The sequence below is a fragment of the bacterium genome (assembly GCA_035703895.1).
Classification (GTDB): domain Bacteria; phylum Sysuimicrobiota; class Sysuimicrobiia; order Sysuimicrobiales; family Segetimicrobiaceae; genus Segetimicrobium.
Genome location: DASSXJ010000196.1, coordinates 1 through 2,670 on the forward strand (window position 1 = coordinate 1; position 2,670 = coordinate 2,670).

Sequence of the window (2,670 nt, forward strand, 5' to 3'; positions counted from 1 at the left end):
CGCTACCGAACTCAGCCGCGCGGGGGCGGCGGTGGTCATCGCCGATCGACTGGCCCAGGAGGCGGAGGCGGCGGTCCGCACGATCGTCGCCGCGGGGGGCAAGGCGGTCGCTGTGACGGTGGATCTGGCCCAGATGCGTGCCGCCCCGCACCTCGTGCACGAGACCGTCGGCCGGTACGGCCGGATCGATATCCTCGTCAACAATGCGGGGATCCTCAATCGGACGCCGACCGAGGAACTGACCGAAGAGCAGTGGGACCGTCTCATGGCGATCAACCTCAAAGCGGTCTTCTTCATCACCCAGGCGGTGTTGCCGGTGATGGTGCGGCAAGGGAGCGGCGCCATCGTCAGCCTGGCCTCCCTCGCCGCGCGGGTTGGCGGGATCGCCGCCGGGGTCGATTACGCCATATCCAAGGCGGGGGTGGTGGGGCTGACGAGGACACTGGCCCGTCAGTACGGACCGAAGGGGATCCGGGTCAACGCGGTTGCTCCCGGGGTGATCATGACCGAGATGACCCGGCCGTGGCCGGAGGAGGTCCGCCAAGACTTCGCGGCCCGTACCCCGCTCGGGCGTCTCGGCACTCCGGAAGATGTCGCCCGCGTGGTCGCCTTCTTGGCCGGCCCGGACTCGGGGTTCATCACCGGCGCGACGATCGACGTCAACGGCGGCCTGTACATGAGTTGAGGGTGAGCGCTCCTTGCCAGGGTTCCCCGGCACTGCTAGACTACGGTGGAACGACGCCCTCGTAGCTCAATTCGGCAGAGCACCTCACTTGTAATGAGGGGGTTACCGGTTCAAGTCCGGTCGAGGGCTCCAGGTTTTACTAGGGTTTGCGCATGTCGGCCTACCCCGAGAATCGGCCTTCTTGGCGGCGTTCTCTCGGGTTAGAGATGCGGTGGCGGCCCAACGTTCACCGATGAAGCATACCTGGCCAGATTCCCTCCAGGTGCGGATATGGGGCTCGACGGCGGATTCAGCGGTGCGCGCGTGCCGGGGGCCACGGGGGAGATGACGATGCCCAAGCCGCGCCACCGGGTCGGCTGGACTAAAGAGAACGCCGCATCGCCCACTTTCGGCGCGCTGCCGGTCACGGTGCTGTCGGATCCGGCGCCGCTGATCGGCCGGGAGCGCGAGTTGGAGACCATTCGCACTCACCTCCTCGGCGAGTCCGTGCGCCTCGTGACGTTGACGGGCCCGGGGGGCATCGGGAAGACGCGCCTGGCTCTCGCGGCAGCCCGGTACGTCCAGCCGGCGTTCCGGGATGGGGTCTGGTTCGTCGACCTGGCACCGCTCCATGACCCCGCCGAGATCGACGCCGCAATCGGGCAAGCCCTCAGGCTCGAGGAAACTGCCGCGGCTCCTTCCCCAGCGGAGCGAGTCAACGCCTATCTCCGGGATCGCCACCTCCTGCTGGTCTTGGATAACTTTGAGCATCTCTTGCCCGCGGCAGTGCGGGTGGCGGTGCTGTTGGCGGCCGCGCCTCAGCTCAAGGTACTGGTCACGAGCCGCGAGCCGTTGAATCTTCGCCTGGAGCACCGCCTGCTGGTGACGGGGCTGGCCCTGCCCGATCTGCGTACTCCGGCTCCCGCATGGATGATGCAGGCGCCAGCCGCTATGCTATTCATGGAGCACGCCCGGCGTGTTCAGCCAGACCTTGCGCCCACCCTGGCGGACGCGCCCGCCCTCGCCGCGCTCCTGCACCGGCTCGATGGCCTCCCGCTCGCGATTCGGATCGTCGCAGCGCGCAGTCACGTCCTGTCGCCGACGGCGATGCTCGCGCGGCTCCAGGGGCAGGCCCTCCTGTCCACGGAAGAAGTGCGGGATGTGCCGGGGCGGCAGCACACCCTGCGCGACGCGATGGACTGGAGTTATGGCTTGCTCAGCGCCACCGAGCAAACGGCGTTCCGCCAGCTGGCCGTGTTTGTGGGGGGGTGGACGCTGGAGGCGGCGGAGGCCGTCATCCAGGCCGAGCCGGGCATGTCGACATGGGCGATCCTCGGCCTGCTCGTGGACAAGAGCCTGGTGCAGGCCGACGCGATCGCCGGCGACGACCGGCGCTACCGGTTGCTCCAGCCGGTGCGGGAATACGCACTGGCGCGCCTTGTCGAAAGTGGAGAGCTGGGCACGGCCCGGGACAGGCACGCGCATCACTACCTCGCCCTGACGGAGCAGGCGGCTGCGGCGGGGTGGGGCCGCGGGGAAGAGGCCTGGTTCCGACGCTTAGAGACGGAGCACGAAAACATCCGGGCGGCACTGCGGTGGGCGGGGGAACGGAGAGACAGCGAGCTCAGCCTGCGTCTCACTGCAGCGTTGGCGGACTTCTACTTCTGGGCGGTCCGCGGCTACCTGCGCGAGGGACGGCGCTGGCTCGAGGAGGCACGAGCCCTGGGTGCTGACACCGCTCCCTCCCTTCGCGCCAGAGCACTCGTGGGCGAGGGCTTCCTCGCGCTGCTCATGGGCGATTACTCACAGGCCCGGGCGCTGCTGGAGGAGGCGTTGGCCCTCGCAGAGCCGTTACGCGACCCGGCCCTGATGGTACGTATCCTCACCCGCCTCGGAACCGTCACCGCATTCCAGGATGACCCCAGCGACGCGCGGGCGCTGCTGGAACGGGGCGTGGCGCTGGGCCGGGAGGCGGGGACACCTGAGACGGTGATCGCGTTGGTTAT

General features: G+C 68.7%; 2 protein-coding genes and 1 tRNA gene. All 3 read left to right on the forward strand.

The window, feature by feature from the left end; translation table 11 throughout:
- The coding region (locus tag VFP86_13390; protein ID HET9000633.1) for a 3-oxoacyl-ACP reductase family protein at nt 1–685 on the forward strand (685 nt) is incomplete at its 5' end.
- 55 nt (nt 686–740) lie between these two features.
- A tRNA-Thr gene (locus tag VFP86_13395) sits at nt 741–817 on the forward strand.
- Nucleotides 818–1,015: 198 nt separating this feature from the next.
- Nucleotides 1,016–2,670: tetratricopeptide repeat protein (locus VFP86_13400; protein HET9000634.1), on the forward strand; the 1,655-nt coding region annotated here is incomplete at its 3' end.